This window comes from Natrinema halophilum, assembly GCF_013402815.2.
Lineage (GTDB): Archaea > Halobacteriota > Halobacteria > Halobacteriales > Natrialbaceae > Natrinema > Natrinema halophilum.
Genome location: NZ_CP058601.1, coordinates 3,127,593 through 3,145,777 on the forward strand (window position 1 = coordinate 3,127,593; position 18,185 = coordinate 3,145,777).

Sequence of the window (18,185 nt, forward strand, 5' to 3'; positions counted from 1 at the left end):
TTCCGGCGATCCGTCTCTGAATGGCCGAACATCGACTATTTGGATTCCCCTCTTGTAAGGCGACCCGTGATCGATCTGCGCTCGGATACGGTTGCGATACCCGGCGAGGCGATGCGCGAGGCCGCATCGACGGCCACGGTCGGCGACGACGTCTACGGGGAGGACCCGACCGTAAACGAACTCGAGGCCCGCGTTGCCACCCGGCTCGGAACGGAGTCGTCCTTGTACTTCCCGGCGGGAACGATGGCGAACCAGGCCGCCGCTCGCGTTCATACTGAGCACGGACAGGAGGCACTCGCCAATCATCGGGGCCACGTCGTGAAAGACGAACTCGGGGGCTTGCACAGCACTCGGGGCTGCAGGTACGGATTCCCGGCGCGGACCGCGGAGTGCCTTCGCCCGGAAAAACCGCCACCGCATCGGTCGAGGAATACGTGCACTGTCCCGAAACCGGATTGTTATGCCTCGAGAACACGCACACGCCCGTGGCGGACTCGCGATCGACCCAAAACGGACTCGCGATCGACCCAAAACGGACTCGCGATCGACCCAAAAAATCGATGCCGCGGCGGCAGCGGCCCGCGACCGCGACGTCGCGGTGTATCTCGACGGAGCACGGTTGTTCACCGCTGCGACAGCCCTGGACGTGCCGATCACAGCGTTTACCGACCCCGTCGATTCGGTCATGATCTCACTTTCGAAGGGACTGGGTCCCCCCGTCGGCTCGGTACTCGCAGGCGACGAGGCGTTCATCGAGCGCGCCCGTCGCACTCGCAAGCTGTCCGGCAGCGAGGTGCGTCAGGTCGGAATCGTCGCGGGCCCCGCACTCGAGGTCAGAGGGACCGTCTCCGATCTCGAAACGGATCACGAAAACGCACGCCTGTTGGCGATGGACTGGCCGACGTCGACGGGTTCGACGTCCGGCAGCCGGAGACGAACATCGTTCTCGCGAACGTTTCGGGAACGGGACTCGAGTCGGGAGCTGTGGTCGACCGATTACGTGACCGGAACGTGCTGACGACGGCCTTCGGTCCGACCACGATACGGTTCTGTACGCACCGCGACGTCACTCGCGATGACGTTATTCGGGTGCTCGATCGGCTCGCGGAGGACCCGATCAATCGCGAGACGACGGCCTAACGCTCGCCGCCGCGCATTCCGTCGCGGAACTCGAGGACCGTCCGCCGTAAAAGGAGATACGAGAAGAACACGAGCGAAAGCAGGATCAGGACGACCGCGATGATGACGGGATCGTCGGGAAGGAGATCGGTGATGAGGTCGAGCATATGGCACGCATTCACTGTCAGCGTGGTTAATCGTTTCGACCTGGATTCACAGCCTGTCGTCCCGAATAAACTAACTGAAATCGGCATTTTAGCTTGCGGTGTTTATAATGGGTGGCGGGCCGTAGCCATGCGTAGGCCTCGGTCGTTGGCCCTCCACCTGCCACCGACCTGTCCGGGGTTCGCCCTCGAGATCGAGGCCAGCCGCCCTTCCCGACGACGCCGGTTCGCCCGCCATCCCATCTGACAGATCGAAACCACCTCGGGCAACCGGCTATCCCCCGATATCGCTCAGCTACACAGTCCCCGCTGGCGCTGCGTACTGGTCCCACGCGCGTATCTATCGCTCCTATTCACCGATCAGAGCCGGCGTCCCTTCCGGCCGGCCCGGAACCGTTACCTTCGCCGAATCTCGAGCGTCTCGATGAGCGTCCCATCCGGTTCGCGAATTGCCCCTTCGAGACTGCCGCCGCCGGTACTCTCAGCGCTCTCGTGTCCATCGTTCTCCGCTTGCTCGAGGACGGCGAATCCCGGCCGGTTCCCGCGCGGATCGGCGTGGCTGCCGGGATTTAACAGCGTAACGTCGTCGGCATCGATAACCGTTGGCCTGTGGCTGTGGCCGAAGATGACGACGTTAGCCCCTCGCGACCGGCCGAACATCGCAAGTCCCGTCTCGCCGCCATCTCGCCGGTGCGTAACGGCGATCCGAATGCCAGCCGCCTCGACGACGCGAGCCGTCGGCAAGCGGTCGCACACCGCCGGGTCGTCGGCGTTTCCGTGGACCGCGTACAGCCGGTCGCACTCCCCCCGAAAGGCCTCGAGGGCCGCCTCGCTCGTGAAATCGCCCGCGTGAAGGACGACGTCGGCGTTTCGCGCAGCCGCCAGGGCTTCTCCCTCGAGTTCGTGGCCGCGATTGCTGTGCGTATCCGAGAAGATCGCGATCATGGTCGCCGTTCGGCTGCCGGTGTCAGGACCCTTTCGGATGCGGTCGCCTCCGTCGTTCGTCCTCGATCGAGAACGACACCGACTGCGCAAGGCGAACGGTCGACCTGCTCTAGAACGGCTTATACTTTTGACGCGCCCCTTCGTAGTCGCCGCTGATGGCCAGTAGTACCTCCGTCGTCCTCGCCGCACTGTTCGCGAACGGCGCGATCGCGATTCTCAAATTCGGCGGGTTTCTGCTCACGGGAAGCCCCGCGATGCTCTCGGAGACGTACCACTCGATTTCGGACACGGGAAATCAGATCTTTCTACTGGTCGGAATCAAGTACGGCGCACAGGAAGCGACCCGAGAACACCCGTTCGGTCACGGCAAGGCGCAGTTCTTCTACAGCCTGCTCGTCAGCGTCATGCTCTTTGGCATCGCCGGCTGGGAGAGCGCACGACACGGCTACGACGCGCTGACTCACGGCGGCGTCCACCGGGCAAGCGAGGACGTCACGTTGCTGGGACAGACGTTCGATCCCATCTTGGTCAACTACGCGGTGTTGCTCGGCGCTATCGCCTTCGAGTCGTACGCGCTCTGGAAGGCCTATCAGGGGATGCGCCGTCAGATGGACGAGTACGGCTGGTCGAGTTTCCGCGAGGCGTTCCGGAAAACCAGCGACGTGACGACGCTGACCGCGCTTACCGAGGACACCATCGCGCTTTCGGGGGCCGGAATCGCGCTTTTCGGTATCTACCTCACGAGAATCACCGGAAATTCGATGTACGATGCCGGTGCTGCGCTCATTATCGGCATTATGCTCATGGGATTCGCGGTCGCGCTCGCGTGGGAAAACAAGCGGCTCATCATCGGCGAGAGCCTGTCGAAAGACGCGGAAGACGACCTCAGACGAATAATCTCCGACTGGGACGGCGTCACCGAACTCGTCGACTTTCGGACGGTCTATTTCGGCGCCGAGGAACTGCTCGTCACCGCCGACGTCGCGTTCGAACCCGATCTGGACACAGAAACGCTCGAGCGGCGCATCACCCAGATCGAACTGGCCCTGATGGACCACGACGATCAGGTGCAGAAGGTCTACATCGAACCGGAGACGTAACCGTTGCGGTCGCGTTACTCGGTTCCGTCCGAGCGGTCGGTTCCCTCGGTTGTCTCATCGCTGCCGTCGAAGGCGGCGACGACCGTCGAGCCCGGGGGCCGGTCGTTCAACACCGCGGTCACCGTCGTCTCCTCGAGATCGACCGTCGAGAGGAGTCGGTCCCATCCGTCTTCGGTCTCGACGGCCACCGCAACGTCGGTGGGGCTCGCCCCCGGCGGCAGCCTCGACGGATCGTACACGAGCGCGATGCGGACCGCTTCGACCGCTTTCAGGTCCTCGGAGTCGACGAGGTCGATGGGATCGGCGAGGCTCTCCGCCGGCGGTTCGCTGACGCTCTTCTCGAGGCCGAACTCGTCGGGGACGACGCCGGCGACGAGGGCGACGCGGGCCCCCGCGCTCTCGAGGGCGTATTCGGCGACGTTGCTAGCATCGTATCCGGGAATCGCCATACCGGAATCAGGTACTGGAGATATATGTCCCTGTAGCGCGCGTTCGCCGGCCGTGAATATCGCGGCCGGCGGTCAATCCGTGTCCGAGCGGCGACTGAATCGAGACGAACCCTTTTATTGCAGCGCGAACCTATCACGTAGTGTGTCCGAGACAGCCGGGTACATGCGCTTTTTCCCGTACGACCAGCCGTACGAGAATCAGCGCGAGGCGATGGACCGCATCCACAACTCCCTCTACAGGGGCCAGAATGTCCTCTTCGAGGGCGCCTGCGGGACCGGTAAAACCCTCTCGTCGCTCGCGCCCGCCCTCGAGATCGCCCGCGAGCAGGACAAGACGGTCGTCATCACGACGAACGTCCACCAGCAGATGCGCCAGTTCGTCGCCGAAGCCCGCGCTATCAGGCGTGAAGAGCAGATTCGTGCGATCGTTTTCAAAGGTAAATCGTCGATGTGTCACATCGACGTTGGCTACGAGGAGTGTCAGGCGCTGCGGGACAACACCCGGGCGGTCGTCGACGCCGAACGCGACCGCGAGCAACTCGAGCGCCGTCAGCGCGAACTGCTCGCCGAAAGCCAGGACGGCGACGGATCGGCGGCAGACGCTCGCTCGGCGGTGATGGACGAACTCGAGTCCATCGAGGACCGCCTCGAGGAGTTAGAAGAGCAGAACGTTTGCGACTACTATCGGAACAATCTCACCCGGGATACGGACGACTTCTTCGCGTGGCTCTACGAGGACATCCGAACGCCCGACGAGATCTACGAGTACGCCGAACAGCACGGCTTCTGCGGGTACGAACTCTTGAAGGAGGGAATCGACGGGGTCGATCTGGTCGTCTGTAACTATCATCACCTGCTCGATTCGACGATTCGGGAACAGTTCTTCCGATGGCTGGGCTGCGATCCGGAGGACGTGATCGCCGTGTTCGACGAGGCACACAACGTCGAAGACGCCGCCCGCGAACACGCGACCCGGACGTGCTCCGAGCGGACCGTCGAATCGGCGTTAGACGAACTCGCCGACACCGAGGACCCGCGCTCCGAAGACGCCGCGAACGTCCTTTCTGCGTTTCACCGCGCACTCGTCGAGACCTACGAGGACTCCTTCGGCTTCGGCGAGCGCGAGCGGATCGGCGACGACTGGTCGGACATCTCCATCGCCAACGACGACCGCAAGGACGACCTCACGCTCGAGTTCCTGCATCGCTACTCCGGGCGGGGGATCGATGACGACCTCGAGGCCGCGATGAAACTCGGCCAGGAACTGGACGAGCAGTACGAGGACGCGTATCGGGAGGGCGAAACCGCCACGCGCACCGAATGCCAGACGCTTCAGGCTGCGGCCTTCGTCAGCGCGTGGATGAACGAGGGTTCGAAAGAGGGTCTCTATCCGGTCGTCGCCGTGACGCGGGATATCGGTACCGACGAAGTCTACGGCCGCGCGGAGCTGTACACCTGCTTGCCGCGGCAGGTGACCGGCCACCTGTTCGACGAAGTCTACGCGACGGTGCTGATGAGCGCGACGCTGCAGCCCTTCGACGTTACCGAGGACGTACTGGGGCTCGAGGAGTCGGTGACGATGGCGTACGGACTGCAGTTCCCCGCCGACAACCGTCGCACGTACGCCGTCGAGACGCCGGCGCTTTTTGCGTCGGACCGCGACGATCCTGCGGTCCAGGAGGAGGTGGCGGGAACGATCCACGATGCGGTCCGCATGACGCCTGGTAACACGCTCGCGTTCTTCCCCAACTACGGTGAGGCCGGACGGTATGCAGATCGGCTCGAGGCTCGCGGCGACCGAACGGTGTACCTCGACGAGCCGGGCACGTCCGTCGAGGAACTCAGACGGGAGTTCGTCGCGGACGACGACGCGGTGCTGTGTACGTCGCTGTGGGGGACCCTTTCGGAAGGGGTGAGCTTCGATGGCGACGACGCCCACACCGTGCTGGTCGTCGGCGTTCCGTATCCGCATCTGGACGACCGGGCGGAGGCGGTACAGGACGCCTACGACACGGCGTTCGATGGTACCGATACCGGCTGGCGGTACGCCGTCGAGATTCCGACGGTCCGAAAGACCAGGCAAGCGCTCGGCCGGGTCATCCGATCACCGGACGACGTCGGCGTCCGCGCACTGCTCGACCGACGCTACTCGAGGCGGGCGAAGTCCGACCTCGGCAAGTACAGCGTCAACGGTACCTTTCCCCACGAAGAACGCGAGGAGCTGATAGACATCGACCCGGAGAAGCTCAAGTTCGCGATGATGAATTTTTACGGCGATCACGACGCGTACGACGGCGAACCGCCGTCCCCGTGATGCACGCGCTTCCGGGCCCGCCGGCGGGCCCGGCCCGCCTTCGAAATCAGGCTGGCAACGAGATCCGACTCACCGGCAGCTTGTACGTTCCGTCCCAGAACTCGAGTTCGCTGACGGTCCACCGAACGGGCTCGATTTCGCGGTCGGCGAGCCGTTGTGCGGTCTCGGCGTGTCCACCCCGGGCCAGCGTCACGTGGGGGACGTAGTCTCGTCCCTCGAGTCCGTCGACGGGCTCGAAGGCGTCCGTAAGAGTAGCGTGGATTTCCTCGAGGCCTGGACTCTCGACGGCCAGGTAGACGACCGGTGCGGAGCCAAGCGGCGGGTCTGCGAAGTAGTCGATGCCCGTGATTTCGGCTTCGACGGCCGGGGCGCCCTCGAGCGCGCGGTGGGCGCGATGCTGGAGCTGTGCGACGTGGTCTGCCTCGCCCAGGCGCTTGAGCAGGCACGAGTGGTCTTCGCGGACGGTTTCGAACCCGACCAGCTCGGGATAGAGCCGGTCTGCAAGCCGGCGGACCCGACCGGGAACCGGAACGTTGACGCTGTACACTTCGCCCGAAGTAGGATCGGCCCGGCTATCAGTCTGCTGATTTCTGGGCCCGGACGGTCCCGTCAGATTCGGTCGAGAAGCCAGAGGACGATCAGGACGGCAATCGCGAGCTGCAAGAGCGGCGTGTACAGGCCGACGAGGGTTGCGATACTGCCGAGTATGGCCTCGAGAATCTCGAGGACGAGTAATACAGCGATCAGTCCGAGGACGAGCTTCAGCAGCAATTCGACCTCGAGTTCCCCACTATTGTCGCGCATACGTTCATGTTTGCATGACTATTAGAAAAACGCAGCGCTACCGCGGTCGGAAAGACCTATTTAGACGGCCGCAACATGTCCCCATAATGGACGTGAGGGGGCTGCGGGCCCTTGTTTGCGTGCTCGTGGTGGTTGCCTGTACGATTGCGTTCGTTCCCGGTCCGGCCGCAGTGGCGGCGGACCACGGGGCCCAACGAGCGGCGCTACAGGAGGACGGAAACGAGAGTATCGGCCTCGAGGACGCCGATCAGATCCACGTCGACGTCTTCATCGCCGAGAACGGCACGGCGCTGATGACCGTCGACTATCAGTTCCATCTCGACGACGAGAACGGGTCTGCGGCGCAGTGGGAGTCGCTGCGGAGTGATATCCGGTCGAATCCGGATGAATACGTCACTGGCGAGCGAACGAAATGGAGCGAGACGCTCACGCAGGGCGAAAACAGGACCGACCGCGACATGACCCTGTCGAACCTTTCTATCACGACGGAAGAAAATTCCGCACCGCGGCCGATCGGCCACGCGAAGGTCACGTTCCAGTGGTCTTCGTTCGCGCACGTGGAATTGAATCGGATCGATGCGGGCTCTGCACTCTCCGGGTTTACGCTCGACGACGGAACGACCCTGCAGCTCCGCTGGCCCGAAGAGTACACCATCTACGAGAACGACGGCGAACGTCAGATCGATCCATCCCCGGACGGAGAGGCGGATGATTCGGTCACCTGGAAGGGTTCCGAAACCACGTTCACCGACGATCAACCGCGGATCGAACTGATCAAAGACGGTGACACGGGCGCGAAATCGACCCCGTCGAACGAGGGGCCGGCGATGCCGTGGGCGATCGTTCTGCTAACTCTCTCCCTGCTCGCGGTCGTCGGAATCGCCGGTTGGCTGGTCGGACGCAAGCGAAATGGGGCCGTGGGGGCGGGTGCGAAACCCGAAACGGCGCGACGGACCGATGGCTCGGCCGACACCATGTCGAACGCGCCGGACGGGCCACCGCCGGAACTGTTGAGCAACGAGGAACGGGTACTTCGACTGCTCGAGAATCGGGGCGGCCGGATCAAACAACAGGAGGTCGTCTCCGAACTCGACTGGACGGAAGCGAAGACGAGCCAGGTGGTCGGCGACTTACGCGAGGACGACGAGATCGACGTCTTCCGGATCGGTCGGGAGAACGTGCTGGCATTGCCGGACGAGGAATGACTGACGACGCGGTGACGTCGAGCGGCGACCGAACTGATCAGGCTTCGTCGCTGCGCCGGGTCGCCCGCGTATTATCGCGATCTCACTAAGAAAGGCTTTAGTAGCGCGATATCACATACTTCGGCTAATGGGCCTCTCCGTCGGCACGACGCTCGCCGATTTCGCTACCGGCGGGACCGTCACTCGGCGGCCACGACGACCACGACGGGCCTTTTGAGCCCGCATTCTACTTCACCCATCGATCCTGGTTCGTTCCAACATCTCGGAAACAGCATTTTTCCACATAGCAGATGCTCTCTCGCTTATTTTCGAAAATGAAACCAACGGGCTTAAGTCCGTCCTGGGATTTCACTCGAGTACGATATGACCCGCGTGGCACTTGCGTTCTCGGGCGGCCTGGACACGACTGTCTGTGTTCCGTTGCTCGAGGAAGAATACGGATACGACGACGTAATCGGCGTCACCGTCGACGTCGGCCAGCCGGCCTCGGAGTTCGACGAGGCTGAAGAGACTGCTGAGGCACTCGGCCTCGACCACTACGTCGTCGACGCGCGAGCGGAATTCGCGCAACTCTGTCTCGAGAGCGTTCGCGCGAACGCGACGTACCAGGGCTACCCGCTGGGAACGGCGCTGGCCCGTCCAGTGATCGCCGAGGCGATCCTCGAGGTCGCGGAGGAACAGGACTGTACCGGCATCGCCCACGGCTGTACGGGCAAGGGCAACGACCAGCTTCGATTCGAGGCCGTCTGGCGTGACTCCGACCTTGAGGTAATCGCACCCGTACGCGAACTCGGTCTCACCCGCGAGTGGGAACAGGAGTACGCCGACGAGAAGGACCTCCCCGTCGAGGGCGGCAGCGGCGGCGACTGGTCGATCGACACCAACATCTGGAGCCGCTCGGTCGAGGGCGACGACCTCGAAGACCCCAGTTACGTCCCGCCGCGGGACATCTACGAGTGGACCGACGAGCCGTCCGGCGAGACCGAGGAAATCGAGATCGCCTTCGAGCAGGGTTATCCCGTGGCTGTCGATGGCGAGGAGTACGATCCGGTCGAACTGATCGAGTACTTGAACGACCTGGCGGGCGGATACGGCGTCGGTCGGACGGATACGATGGAAGATCGCATGCTCGGGCTGAAGGTGCGCGAAAACTACGAACACCCGGGCGCGACGACGCTTTTGAACGCTCACGAGGCCCTCGAGGGACTCGTCCTCACTCAGGAGGAGCGCCAGTTCAAACAGCAGATCGATCAACAGTGGGCCCAGAAGGGCTACGAGGGGCTGATCGACGCACCGCTCGTGGGCGCACTCGAGGGCTTCATCGCCGAGACCCAGAAACGCGTCACCGGAACAGTGACGATCCGCTTCGAAGGCGGACAGGCCCGCCCGGTCGCTCGCGATAGTTCGTTCGCGGCCTACTCCGCCGAACACGCATCGTTCGACACCGAAACGGTCGGCAAGATCAAACAGGAGGACGCGACCGGCGTCGCGAAGTATCACGGGTTCCAGCGCCGTCTCGCAAACGAGGCGATCGCCGCGAACGCCGCGGACGAGGAAGTCGAACTCGCGACCGACGGGAGCGGCGGTAACGCGAGCGAAGCGAGCGGATCCTCGTCGGAGCTACGCTCCGACGTAGACGAGTAACCATGTCCGAGGAGAGCGCTCGCGACGGTGACGCCGAGGGGAATTCGGTCCGCGCTGACGGTGGCGCTGACGACGAAAGCGTCGTCCGCCGGGACCGCTTCAGCGGCGGCCCGGCTCGGAGCTTCCTCTCCTCGCTCGAGGCCGACGACCGCATTTTCGAGGCCGATCTGGCGGTCGACCGCGCACACACGGTTATGCTCGCCGAGCAAGGTATCATCGCGGACGACGTGGCCGGTCAGATCCTGACCGCGCTCGACGCGACCGAGGTCGACGGCCACGATTCCCTGCCCGACGGCGAGGACGTCCACGAGGCCATCGAGACGGCCGTCATCCAACGCATTGGTGCGGACGGCGGGAAGATGCACACCGCGCGGTCGCGCAACGACGAGGTCGCGGCCTGTATCCGCTACCGACTGCGCGAGGACATCCTCGAAGCCATTGAGACGACGCTCGCGCTGCGCGAGTCGCTCGTGGACGTAGCGACCGACCACTCGGAGACGATCATGCCCGGCTACACCCACCTCCAGCCTGCACAGCCGACGACGGTAGCTCACTGGGCGTTAGCGTACGAGGGGGCCGTCGGCCGCGACACCGAACGACTACTCGAGACCTACGCGCGGATCAACGAGTCGCCGCTGGGAGGTGCGGCCTTCGCGGGGACCACGTTCGACGTCGATCGCGAGCAGGTCGCCGACCTGCTGGGTTTCGACGGGGTCGTGGAAAACTCGATGGACGCCTCCTCGGGTCGGGATTTCCTGCTCGAGGCGGTACAAGCGCTTTCGATCCACGCGACGACGCTGTCCGGGTTGGCCGAAGACGTGATCATCTTCGCGAACCGCGGGTTCGTCGATCTTTCGGACGACTACTCTTCGACGTCGTCAATCATGCCCCAGAAGAAGAACCCGGACACGCTGGAGCTCGTCCGTGCCGTCGCGGGCGATGCGGCCGGCGGCGTCCAGGGATTGGCGACGACGCTCAAGGGGCTTCCGCGCGCGTACAACCGGGATCTCCAGCGGGCGACGACTCACGCCTGGGAAACCGTCGATGCGGTTACCGAGGCGAGTGAGGTCGCGGCGGGAGCGGTGGCGACAGCGGACTGGAACGAGGGGACTATGGCGGCGGAGGCCGGCGAGGGGTTCTCGACGGCGACCGGCGTCGCCGATCTGCTGGCCGCAAACGGGCTCCCCTTCAGGACGGCACACGAACTGGTCGCCATCGCGGCGGAGAACGGTGCAGATTACGATGCACTCGAGTCCGCGGCACAGGAGGTACTCGGCGAATCGCTCGAGGCACACGTCGATCCCGCCGCCGTCGAGGATGCGCTCGACCCCGCTCGGAGCGTGGCGAGTCGCGATTCGCGGGGCGGTCCCGCCCCCGAGGCGGTTGAGGCACAACTCGAGCCGGCCCGCGAGCGACTCGTGGCGGATGAAACCGCGCTCGACGAACTGATCGGGACACTCGAGTCGGCACACGAGTCGCTTCGGTCGGAGGTGAACGACTATGTGTGACCTCGTGTCTCGATCAGCGAGAACGGAGCTGTCCGCGCTTCTGGGGGTCGTCTACCGCACGGTTCGGCGGCGATCCCCGCGAGGGGAAAAATTACCTACTTCATGATATGTCAAAGTAAAACTGCGGTAAGATAGCATCTACGTCCCGTTAGAGGGCAGTGCAGATAGTATAATTTTGCTGTTAAGTTCGAAGGCTTTAAGGGAGCGCGGCACCCACGTGCGAATACAATGACCGAATGCGTCGAGTGTGGGGCTGAGGTGTCCCTGCACGACGATCTGGAAGTCGGAGAGATCGTTGACTGTACGACCTGTGGCGCCGAACTGGAAGTCGTCGACACCGAGCCGCCAGTCCTCGAGCGGGCCCCCGAGCTCGAAGAGGACTGGGGTGAGTGACCTTGCAGTCGGGCACGATACCGGCCCGCGCTGCGGACGCGACTCGAGTGGCTCGTAACGGGCCTTTCATACCCACCCGGAGGTGGCTCGCGTGAACGTAGGCATACTCTATTCACGGATTCGCAAGGACGAGAAGCTCCTCTTAAATGAGCTTCGCGAGCGCGATCACGAGGTGACGAAGATCGACGTCCGCAAGCAGACGTTCGACATTTCGGGCGCGCCCGCGGAATTCGACGATCTCGACATCGTCGTCGACCGCTGTCTCGCGACGAGTCGGAGCCTGTACGCCACGCAGTTCCTCGAAGCGTACGGAATCCCTGTCGTCAACAGCCACGAAACGGCGGACGTCTGTGCGGACAAAGTGAAAAACAGCCTCGCGCTCGAGGCTGCGGGCGTGCCGACGCCCGCGACGACGGTCGCCTTCACCAAGGAAACCGCGATGGAAGCCATCGAGGACTTCGGCTATCCGTGCGTCCTCAAACCCGTCGTCGGTTCGTGGGGGCGCCTGATGGCCAAAATCGACTCCCGCGACGCTGCAGAAGCCATCCTCGAGCACAAGGCGACGCTCGGCCACTACGAACACAAGGTGTTCTACGTCCAGGAGTTCGTCGAGAAGCCGGGCCGTGACATCCGCGTGCTTGCGACCGACGGCGAGCCTATCGCCGCGATGGTCCGCTCGTCTGACCACTGGATTACGAACGCAGCAAAGGGCGCCGAGACGGACGTCTTCGACGTCGACGACGAAGCGAGAGAACTCGTCCGGAAGGCCAGCGACGCCGTCGGTGGCGGGCTTCTCGGCGTTGATCTCATGGAGACCGGTGATTCCTACACCGTTCACGAGGTCAACCATACCGTCGAATTCAAAGCGCTCGACGGGGCCGTCGACACCGACGTCGCTGCCACCGTCGTCGACTGGCTCGAAGCAAGAGCCGAGGCGGCCGACCCGGAACTCGAGGTGACCGTCTGATGGCGGTCGACACCGAAACCGGCGCGGACGAACGTGCCGAGACGGTGACCGCGACCGTTATCGGCGGGAGCGGCTTTACGGGCGGCGAACTGCTGCGATTGCTCGCCGGCCACCCGAACGTCGAGATCGCGCAGGTCACCAGTCGCTCGAAGGCCGGCAAGAGCGTCGGCTCCGTCCACCCACCGCTTCGCGGGACCGACCTCCGCTTTACCGAACCGGACGATCTCGAGTCCGTCGACGTGTTGTTCGCGGCGACGCCACACGGCGTCTCCATGGGCCGAATCGACGACTTTTTCGACATCGCAGATACCGTCGTGGATCTCTCGGCCGACTTCCGCCTCGAAAGCGAAGCGCAATACGACGACTGGTACGACGGCCACGACGCGCCCGAGTACCTCGATCGCGCGGAGTACGCGCTTCCCGAAATCAACCGCGAGAACCTCGAGGGTGCAGACCTCATCGCGGGCGGCGGCTGTAACGCCACTGCGACGATCCTCGGACTGTACCCGCTGTTCGAACACGGCGTTCTCGACGGCGGCGAGCAAGTCGTCGTCGACGTGAAAGTCGGCTCCTCCGAAGGCGGTGCGGGCGGCGGCGAAGCCTCGAGTCACCCCGAGCGCTCGGGCGTCGTCCGACCGTACGCGCCGACCGGACACCGCCACGAGGCGGAGATCGAGCAGTTCCTCGGCACGAGCATGTCGTTTACCTGCCACGCCGTCGATATGGTTCGCGGTGCCAGTGCGACCAACCACGTCTTCCCATCGGGGCCAGTCTCGAAAGGCGACCTCTGGCAGGCGTACCGCGGCTGCTACGAGGACGAGCCGTTCGTCCGGATGGCTGCCGGCGGCTCCGGCGTCTACCGCTACCCCGAGCCCAAGGCGGTCGCCGGGACCAACATCGCCGAGGTCGGCTTCGAACTCGATCCGTCGAACAAGCGCGTCGTCGTCTTCTCCGCCATCGACAATATGATGAAGGGCTCGGCGGGGCAAGCGGTCCACGCCGCGAACGTCGCGCTCGGCTTCGAGGAGACGGCCGGCCTCGAGTTCACGGGACTGCACCCCGTGGGGGCACCTTGAAATGACGACAGTGGTCAAGATCGGTGGCGCTCGCGCCGTCGATCCCGAAGGCGCACTCGCCGACGTCGCCTCACTGGTCGAGGACGACGAGGATGTCGTCCTCACCCACGGTGGTTCTACGGCGGTCGACGAGACGCTCGAGGAACTCGGCGAGGAACCGGTCTACGTCGAGACTCCCGGCGGCGTGGTCGGTCGGTTCACCGACGAGCGCACGATGGACGTCTTCAAGATGGTGATGCCGGGCAAGCTCAACACCGATCTGGTGGAGAGCCTGCACAACGAGGGCGTCGACGCGGTCGGCCTCTCGGGCACGGACGGCAAGCTTCTGGAGGGGAAGCGGAAGTCCGCCGTCCGCGTCAAAGAAGACGGCAAGAAGAAGATCAAGCGCGGCGACCACTCGGGAACGATCGAGTCAGTCAACGCTGATCTGCTCGAGACGCTGCTGTCGAACGGTTACACGCCCGTCGTCTCCGTTCCGGTACTCGGCCGCGAGAAGGAAGGTGGCTACACCGCGGTCAACGCCGACGCCGACCGCGCAGCGGCCGCGATCGCCGGCGCACTCGAGGCGGATCTGGTCGTCCTCACGGACGTATCGGGGATCTACGAGGACCCCGACGACGAGTCGACGAGAATCGACTCGGCCGCCACGCCCGCGGCGTTCGACGCGGTCAAAGACGCCGCGGCGGGATTCATGACCAAGAAGGTCATGGCAGCGGAAGAGGCCCTCGAAGGCGGTGCAGCGTCGGTGACGGTCGCGACTGCGAACGCCGACGAACCGATCACGAGCGCGCTCTCGGGCGACGGAACGACCCTCGAGCCAAGCGTGCTCGCGGACGAAGCAGACACCGAAACGGGGGAGACTGCACAATGAGTGACCTGGATTTCGTCTCCGGCGGCAAACCCATCGGCATCGAGACCGGCGATGGGCCGTTCCTCTACGGCACCGACGGAACGGAGTACCTAGACGCCGGGGCAAGTTATGCCTGCACGCCACTGGGCCACTGCCACCCTGCGGTCGTCGACGCGGTTCAGGAGCAGGTCGGCGAGTTGACGTTCGTCGACTCCTCCTATCCCGTCCAGGCGCGCGAGGACGCCTACGCCTCGCTCGTCGCGGCCGCACCCGACGGGCTCGAGGGAGCCTGGTTTTGCAATTCCGGGACCGAGGCAAACGAGGCCGCGCTAAAATTCGCCCGGTCGGCGACCGGCGAGTCGAAGATCGTCGCCGCGACCCGCTCGTTCCACGGGCGGACGATGGGATCGCTCGCGGCGACCTGGAAGGACAAGTACAAGAAACCGTACGAACCCCTGGCCGGCGACGTGGAGTTCGTCCCCTACGGCGACGCCGAGGAACTCGCTGCCGCCGTGGACGACGAAACCGCGGCGGTAATCCTCGAACCGATCCAGGGTGAAGGCGGTATCAACGTCCCACCCGCAGGATACCTCGAGACCGCCCGTGAACTGACCGACGAGGCCGGCGCGGCGCTCGTCTTCGACGAGGTCCAGACCGGGATGGGCCGCACCGGCCGGATGTGGGCCTGCCAGAACGCGGGCGTCACGCCGGACGTGCTGACGACGGCGAAGGGCCTGGGCAACGGCCTGCCCGTCGGCGCGGTCGCGGTACGGGACTGGATCGCTGACGGCGCGGCCTCGCACAACGCGACGTTCAGCGGCGGCCCCGTCGTCGCCGCGGCGGTCCACGCGACCGTCTCGACGCTGGTCGAAGAGGAGTGGCCCGCTCACGCCGCTGAAATCGGCGACTACCTCGTCTCCGAACTGGACGCGGCGCTGGGCGACGAGGTCCGCGAGGTTCGCGGCGACGGGCTGCTCGTCGGCGTCGAGTTGAAACGCGGCGCGAACCGCGTCGCCCGCGATCTGGCGCTCGAACACCAGATCCTGGCGCTGCCGGCGGGCCGGACCGTGCTGCGATTACTTCCGCCGCTCGTGATCGGCGAGTCGGAGGCGGACCGGCTCGTGGACGCGCTGACCGAGATCCTCGCACCCGAAACCGAGTCCGAATCATGAGCGCATCCATGGAAGACACCGCTGACGTCTCGCTCGAGGCAGCCCGCGACCTCTTGACCGACCTCGTTTCGATTCCCTCACCCTCGGGTGAAGAGGACGCGGCCGCCGAGCACCTGGTCCAATTTTTCGACAGCTACGGCCGCGAGGCCCGGATCGACGAGGTCGGCAACGTACGCGCACCGGCGGACGATGCCGTTCTATTGACGTCCCACGTCGACACCGTCCCCGGGGAGATTCCGGTCCAAGTCACGACCGCGGACGAAGAAGACGAAAACGCAGACGTCGCCGCGGTCGGTGACGACGTCCTCTGGGGACGAGGAAGCGTCGACGCGACCGGCCCGCTGGTGGCGATGGCCGTCGCAGCCATTCGAACCGGCGTTTCCTTCGTCGGCGTCGTCCAGGAAGAGACGAGTTCGCTGGGTGCCCGCCACCTCGTCGCGGATCGCGAGACCGAACCGGACGCCGTGATCAACGGCGAACCGAGCGGTTCGACGGGCATCACGCTCGGCTATCGAGGCTTTCTGGCCGGAACCTACGTTGCGACCAGCGAATCCGGTCACACGTCCAGACCGGGACCCAACGCGATTCAGCACGCGACCAACTGGTGGACGGGCGTCGAGGACGCGTTCGAACAGGACGAGTACACGCCCGTCTTCGAGCGGGTGACCGCTAAACCCGTCGACATCGACGGCGGGATCAGCGACGACGGACTCTCCGTCGAGGCAACCCTCGAGGCGCAGTTGCGGGTCCCCCCGTCACTGGACGTCGAGTCGGTTCGCGAGACAGCCGAAGCCAAACTCGAGATCGGCACTGTCTCATGGGACGAGCCAATTCCGCCGGTGATGGAGAGCCCGCGGACGGAGGTCGCGCGGGCGTTCCGTGCCGCCATCCGTGCGGAAGGCAGCGATCCGCGTCTCCTCCGGAAGACCGGGACCAGCGATATGAACCTCTACGCCGACGCCTGGAGTTGTCCGATGGTCACCTACGGACCCGGTAACTCGGCGTTGGACCACGCACCCGACGAACGGCTCTCGCTGCCGGAGTTCGACCAATCAGTTGCGGTCTTAGAGCGGGTCGCGACGACGCTCCGCGGAGGAGACGACTGATGACGACGATGTTCCCACTAGTAGACGTCCGAACGCGGACAGGCGGTGATCCTCTATGATGACCGATTCCAATCCGACACACTTTCTCGATATCGACGACGTCTCGCGCGACGAACTACTGACGATTCTCGACCGGGCGAGCGAATACAAACGCGCCCAGCGGGCGGGTGACGACCACGCCGCCCTCGAGGATCGGACGCTCGGAATGATCTTTCAGAAGCCGAGTACGCGGACCCGCGTCTCGTTCGAGACGGGAATGACCCAGCTAGGCGGTCACGCCGTGTTTCTCGGCGAAGACGACATCCAGCTGGGCCGGGGAGAGCCACTGAAAGACACCTCACGGACGCTTTCACGGTACGTCGACGCGGTGATGGCCCGGGTGTTCAAACACGAAAACATCGAGGTGCTCGCGGAGTACTCGTCGGTCCCGGTGGTTAACGGTCTCACCGACGACGCCCACCCGTGCCAGACGCTCGCGGATCTACTGACGATCCGCGAACACGAGGACGGGTTCGACGGCGTCTCGGCGGCCTGGGTCGGCGACGGTAACAACGTCGCCCAGTCGTTTGCGCTCGGCTGTGCACTGACCGACATCGATCTGACGGTGGCGACGCCCGATGGGTACGATATCGACGACGAAGTCCTCGAGCGCGCCCGCGCCCTCGGCGGCGATCCGACGATCTCGACTGACCCCGTCGACGCGGTGACCGACGCCGATATCATTTACACCGACGTCTGGATCAGTATGGGCCAAGAGGACGAACGTGACGTCCGAATGGACGACTTCGAAGGGTTCCAGGTCTGTTCAGACTTGCTCGAACACGCCCCCGATGCATCGGTTATGCACTGTCTTCCGGCCCATCGCGGCGAGGAAATCACCGATGCCGTCATCGAGGGCGATCGCTCGATCATCTTCGATCAGGCGGAAAATCGACTGCACGCACAGAAGGCGCTGTTGAGCTGGTTGCTCGAGTAGTCGGTTGACCCCGATCGCGCGAGCGAACGGTTTCGGTCTGGTTTCTCTTCGAAGTGTGTGCTGACAGTAGGGAAGTGCGAGGAGAACGCCCCGCCCTATAGGGCGGCGAGGATGTCAATTAGTACACGAGAGGGTAAATGGGCGAGTCGACTACCACTCAGAACGCGTCGACCAGCTGTCGATTCGAAAAATAGAATAGATATTTGACATTTTCTCCTTTAGTCAAATCCTATTATAACCAATGTTTTTGAACAAACTGTGGTATTTATATCAGTGGATGATCTGGTTAAAGTCGAGCCATGTCACTCAGATTGCTACTCGCCACGTTACTCATGGTCCTTGGACCGGTGGCTCTGGTCGTGGTGTACGTGCTGTAACGACGGGTGAGGGGGT

17 protein-coding genes and 1 pseudogene are annotated in these 18,185 nt (G+C 64.1%); 13 read left to right on the forward strand and 5 right to left on the reverse strand.

Going from position 1 to position 18,185, the window contains the following annotated elements; genetic code table 11:
* Nucleotides 1–66 precede the first annotated feature (66 nt).
* A pseudogene (locus tag HYG82_RS35820) lies at nt 67–1,140 on the forward strand (threonine aldolase family protein).
* Here the strand turns inward: HYG82_RS35820 and HYG82_RS35825 are convergent.
* Nucleotides 1,137–1,286, reverse strand: a complete 150-nt coding sequence (locus HYG82_RS35825; protein ID WP_179262181.1) for a DUF7859 family protein — start codon at nt 1,284–1,286, stop codon at nt 1,137–1,139. The pseudogene HYG82_RS35820 and the gene HYG82_RS35825 sit on opposite strands and share 4 nt — an antisense overlap.
* Nucleotides 1,287–1,679: 393 nt before the next feature.
* Nucleotides 1,680–2,228 (reverse strand): metallophosphoesterase, encoded by a 549-nt coding sequence (locus HYG82_RS35830; protein WP_179262183.1) that lies wholly within the window; start codon nt 2,226–2,228, stop codon nt 1,680–1,682.
* Between the two features lie 155 nt (nt 2,229–2,383).
* Between HYG82_RS35830 and HYG82_RS35835 the strand changes: the two genes are divergently transcribed.
* The gene (locus tag HYG82_RS35835; protein WP_179262185.1) at nt 2,384–3,328 is read left to right on the forward strand and encodes a cation diffusion facilitator family transporter; all 945 of its coding nucleotides are present in this window, start codon (nt 2,384–2,386) and stop codon (nt 3,326–3,328) included.
* A gap of 14 nt (nt 3,329–3,342) precedes the next feature.
* Here HYG82_RS35835 and HYG82_RS35840 read toward each other — a convergent pair whose 3' ends face one another.
* Nucleotides 3,343–3,777 carry a hypothetical protein gene (locus tag HYG82_RS35840; RefSeq protein WP_179262187.1) on the reverse strand — a complete coding sequence of 145 codons (435 nt, stop codon included), beginning with the start codon at nt 3,775–3,777 and terminating at the stop codon, nt 3,343–3,345.
* A 142-nt stretch (nt 3,778–3,919) separates the two neighbouring features.
* On the opposite strand from HYG82_RS35840, the gene HYG82_RS35845 reads away from it, so the two are divergent.
* Nucleotides 3,920–6,091, forward strand: a complete 2,172-nt coding sequence (locus tag HYG82_RS35845; protein WP_235217718.1) for an ATP-dependent DNA helicase — start codon at nt 3,920–3,922, stop codon at nt 6,089–6,091.
* 46 nt (nt 6,092–6,137) lie between these two features.
* Here HYG82_RS35845 and HYG82_RS35850 read toward each other — a convergent pair whose 3' ends face one another.
* Together HYG82_RS35850 and HYG82_RS35855 are read right to left on the reverse strand one after the other, a co-directional pair.
* Nucleotides 6,138–6,638, reverse strand: a complete 501-nt coding sequence (locus HYG82_RS35850; protein ID WP_179262189.1) for a 2'-5' RNA ligase family protein — start codon at nt 6,636–6,638, stop codon at nt 6,138–6,140.
* Between the two features lie 62 nt (nt 6,639–6,700).
* On the reverse strand, nt 6,701–6,895 hold the full coding sequence (locus HYG82_RS35855; RefSeq protein ID WP_179262191.1) for a DUF7554 family protein: 195 nt from the start codon (nt 6,893–6,895) through the stop codon (nt 6,701–6,703).
* 86 nt (nt 6,896–6,981) lie between these two features.
* Here HYG82_RS35855 and HYG82_RS35860 point away from each other — a divergent pair, with 86 nt between their 5' ends.
* The 10 genes from HYG82_RS35860 (at nt 6,982) to argF (ending at nt 17,792) form a co-directional block, all read left to right on the forward strand.
* Nucleotides 6,982–8,100 carry a helix-turn-helix transcriptional regulator gene (locus HYG82_RS35860; RefSeq protein ID WP_179262193.1) on the forward strand — a complete coding sequence of 373 codons (1,119 nt, stop codon included), beginning with the start codon at nt 6,982–6,984 and terminating at the stop codon, nt 8,098–8,100.
* A 363-nt stretch (nt 8,101–8,463) separates the two neighbouring features.
* Nucleotides 8,464–9,744, forward strand: a complete 1,281-nt coding sequence (locus tag HYG82_RS35865; protein ID WP_179262195.1) for an argininosuccinate synthase — start codon at nt 8,464–8,466, stop codon at nt 9,742–9,744.
* Between the two features lie 2 nt (nt 9,745–9,746).
* Nucleotides 9,747–11,252, forward strand: a complete 1,506-nt coding sequence (argH, locus tag HYG82_RS35870; RefSeq protein WP_179262197.1) for an argininosuccinate lyase — start codon at nt 9,747–9,749, stop codon at nt 11,250–11,252.
* Nucleotides 11,253–11,480: 228 nt separating this feature from the next.
* On the forward strand, nt 11,481–11,645 hold the full coding sequence (gene lysW, locus HYG82_RS35875) for a lysine biosynthesis protein LysW (RefSeq protein ID WP_005554620.1): 165 nt from the start codon (nt 11,481–11,483) through the stop codon (nt 11,643–11,645).
* A gap of 91 nt (nt 11,646–11,736) precedes the next feature.
* Complete coding sequence (gene lysX / locus HYG82_RS35880) at nt 11,737–12,612, forward strand: lysine biosynthesis protein LysX (RefSeq protein WP_179262199.1); 876 nt, start codon at nt 11,737–11,739, stop codon at nt 12,610–12,612.
* A complete protein-coding gene (gene argC / locus HYG82_RS35885) occupies nt 12,612–13,688 on the forward strand; it encodes an N-acetyl-gamma-glutamyl-phosphate reductase (protein WP_179262201.1) in 1,077 nt (358 codons plus the stop codon). The genes lysX and argC overlap by 1 nt, the downstream gene beginning before the upstream one ends.
* Nucleotide 13,689: 1 nt before the next feature.
* On the forward strand, nt 13,690–14,559 hold the full coding sequence (locus HYG82_RS35890; protein WP_179262203.1) for an acetylglutamate/acetylaminoadipate kinase: 870 nt from the start codon (nt 13,690–13,692) through the stop codon (nt 14,557–14,559).
* Nucleotides 14,556–15,710 carry an aspartate aminotransferase family protein gene (locus HYG82_RS35895; RefSeq protein WP_179262205.1) on the forward strand — a complete coding sequence of 385 codons (1,155 nt, stop codon included), beginning with the start codon at nt 14,556–14,558 and terminating at the stop codon, nt 15,708–15,710. The genes HYG82_RS35890 and HYG82_RS35895 overlap by 4 nt, the downstream gene beginning before the upstream one ends.
* Nucleotides 15,707–16,816 (forward strand): [LysW]-lysine hydrolase, encoded by a 1,110-nt coding sequence (locus HYG82_RS35900; protein ID WP_179262207.1) that lies wholly within the window; start codon nt 15,707–15,709, stop codon nt 16,814–16,816. The genes HYG82_RS35895 and HYG82_RS35900 overlap by 4 nt, the downstream gene beginning before the upstream one ends.
* Before the next feature lie 55 nt (nt 16,817–16,871).
* Complete coding sequence (argF, locus tag HYG82_RS35905) at nt 16,872–17,792, forward strand: ornithine carbamoyltransferase (RefSeq protein ID WP_179262209.1); 921 nt, start codon at nt 16,872–16,874, stop codon at nt 17,790–17,792.
* The last annotated feature ends 393 nt before the right edge of the window (nt 17,793–18,185 follow it).

What these genes read in the sequence shown, in the direction of transcription:
- HYG82_RS35825 (WP_179262181.1), bottom strand. Translation starts at nt 1,286, where the DNA reads ATGCTCGACCTCATCACCGATCTCCTTCCCGACGATCCCGTCATCATC.
- HYG82_RS35830 (WP_179262183.1), bottom strand. Translation starts at nt 2,228, where the DNA reads ATGATCGCGATCTTCTCGGATACGCACAGCAATCGCGGCCACGAACTC.
- HYG82_RS35835 (WP_179262185.1), top strand. Translation starts at nt 2,384, where the DNA reads ATGGCCAGTAGTACCTCCGTCGTCCTCGCCGCACTGTTCGCGAACGGC.
- HYG82_RS35840 (WP_179262187.1), bottom strand. Translation starts at nt 3,777, where the DNA reads ATGGCGATTCCCGGATACGATGCTAGCAACGTCGCCGAATACGCCCTC.
- HYG82_RS35855 (WP_179262191.1), bottom strand. Translation starts at nt 6,895, where the DNA reads ATGCGCGACAATAGTGGGGAACTCGAGGTCGAATTGCTGCTGAAGCTC.
- HYG82_RS35860 (WP_179262193.1), top strand. Translation starts at nt 6,982, where the DNA reads ATGGACGTGAGGGGGCTGCGGGCCCTTGTTTGCGTGCTCGTGGTGGTT.
- HYG82_RS35865 (WP_179262195.1), top strand. Translation starts at nt 8,464, where the DNA reads ATGACCCGCGTGGCACTTGCGTTCTCGGGCGGCCTGGACACGACTGTC.
- argH (WP_179262197.1), top strand. Translation starts at nt 9,747, where the DNA reads ATGTCCGAGGAGAGCGCTCGCGACGGTGACGCCGAGGGGAATTCGGTC.
- lysW (WP_005554620.1), top strand. Translation starts at nt 11,481, where the DNA reads ATGACCGAATGCGTCGAGTGTGGGGCTGAGGTGTCCCTGCACGACGAT.
- argC (WP_179262201.1), top strand. Translation starts at nt 12,612, where the DNA reads ATGGCGGTCGACACCGAAACCGGCGCGGACGAACGTGCCGAGACGGTG.
- HYG82_RS35890 (WP_179262203.1), top strand. Translation starts at nt 13,690, where the DNA reads ATGACGACAGTGGTCAAGATCGGTGGCGCTCGCGCCGTCGATCCCGAA.
- HYG82_RS35895 (WP_179262205.1), top strand. Translation starts at nt 14,556, where the DNA reads ATGAGTGACCTGGATTTCGTCTCCGGCGGCAAACCCATCGGCATCGAG.
- HYG82_RS35900 (WP_179262207.1), top strand. Translation starts at nt 15,707, where the DNA reads ATGAGCGCATCCATGGAAGACACCGCTGACGTCTCGCTCGAGGCAGCC.
- argF (WP_179262209.1), top strand. Translation starts at nt 16,872, where the DNA reads ATGATGACCGATTCCAATCCGACACACTTTCTCGATATCGACGACGTC.